Raw genomic sequence first — 1681 nt, forward strand, 5'->3', positions numbered from 1 at the left:
CACACAAGTATGTTTTCCCCTGATACCTCGGAATTACCCCCCTTAATCCCCCCTTGGAAAGGGGGGAAACTAGAAATCCAGTTCCCTCCCCTTGCTAAGGGGAGGGTTAGGGTAGGGTAAAATTTTATGCAGCTTCATAATTCAGATTCCTAAGAGCATGTTTGAAAAGTTTTAGGATGTATAAATTGTCATTCTGAGTGGAGCTTTGCGGAACGAAGAATCTAGAGTTTAGCCTACGTACTGAGATGCTTCGTTCCTCAGCATGACATAGAAGGAGACTTTTCAAACACCCTCTAAGTAAAAACTTTTCTCAAACCATTTTGTAACTGCCGATCGGAATCTCCTTTAAAGAACCAAAGTGTTGTTTCCCAGCAAAAGAAAGATACACCACTATAATTATATTTTTGGACTACTTGAATTTCTCGTTGTAGATTTTTAATAGACTTTGGTGATAGAAATGGTCCTGTATATAAACCAATTGCAATAGGTAACTTATTTTTTATCTTTTGTAATTCACGATTATTCAATTCATTGCTAATTGCACTTAAATCTTCACGATAAACCTGTACAATTACCTCATCTAATAGACCTAAATCTACCCATTTTCCCCAATCCTGTAAATACTTATTGTAAGCAAAACTTAGGGAATTTGGAGATAAGGAAATTATAGTATCTTGATTTTCAGCCTTAACAGACTTACTAATTTTTGCCATTAACTGTGTTAACTTACCAGCCCTCCAAGCCATCCATTCAGGGTTTTTGGGGTTTTGCGGCGGTGAATTCCCATTATGTTCTTTGCGGTACAATTTCGCCGTATAAGCATCATAACCAAACTCCACAGGTAAAGCAAAATGGTCATCAAGTTGAATTCCATCAACAGGGTAACGTTTGACAACATCAACAATTAAATCGGTGAGAAATTGTTGTACTTGGGGATGACAAGGATTTAACCATGCCATATTATCCTTTAAAGCTACTTTTCCGCTTTTAGTAACTGTTAACCAATCAGGATGTCGTTTTGCGATCGCATGATTTTTGGGAACTACTAAACCGTATTCAAACCAAGGAATTATCCGTAATTTTTGCCGATGTGCTTGTTTCACTAATTCCGAAAGTGTATCTTGAAATGGCAATAGTGGTAATGAAGTCATATAATTCTGGGAAGAACCACTTACAGACTCCGCCACAGTGCTAGGATGTAGGGTATAACCACGATTCCATACCGCAGGATAAATTGTATTTAAACGGTGTTTGGCAATATTCGCGATGACATCATCAAGACGAGTTGTGTAGTAACTCAATGCTGCACCATAATTAGTCATCCAAACACCACGTATTTCATTATTGGGAATTACGCTTGTATTAATAGTTGGTGCTTGCCAAAGCGAAGTAAATAGCAACAAAGATACTACCGCTAAAACAAACCAGCGATAGCGAATACCAAACCAGCCTTTTCGAGATTGCGATCGCGTCTTCGATGCCATTAATTTTTAGATTTAAGTTTAATGTACATATCTGCCAAAAATAGTATCAGCCAGATACATTAAACTACACCAATTAAATAGGCTTTTTCTGAAACTAAAAGCTCAATTTTCCAAATAAAACCAAGATTTTTGCTTAAAAAAGAAATTCCCAACCTCTTTTCTAAGAAATTGGGAATCTAAAAACCCACATTCCGCAC

1 protein-coding gene is annotated in these 1681 nt (G+C 37.1%); it reads right to left on the reverse strand.

Annotated features, from left to right (window positions below; genetic code table 11):
• Positions 1-293: 293 nt before the first annotated feature.
• Positions 294-1484, reverse strand: coding sequence for a glycoside hydrolase family 10-like protein (locus CK510_RS30070; RefSeq protein WP_095725081.1), 1191 nt, complete (start codon positions 1482-1484; stop codon positions 294-296).
• Between the last annotated feature and the right edge of the window lie 197 nt (positions 1485-1681).

It is taken from the genome of Brunnivagina elsteri CCALA 953 (genome assembly GCF_002289455.1).
Lineage (GTDB): Bacteria > Cyanobacteriota > Cyanobacteriia > Cyanobacteriales > Nostocaceae > Brunnivagina > Brunnivagina elsteri.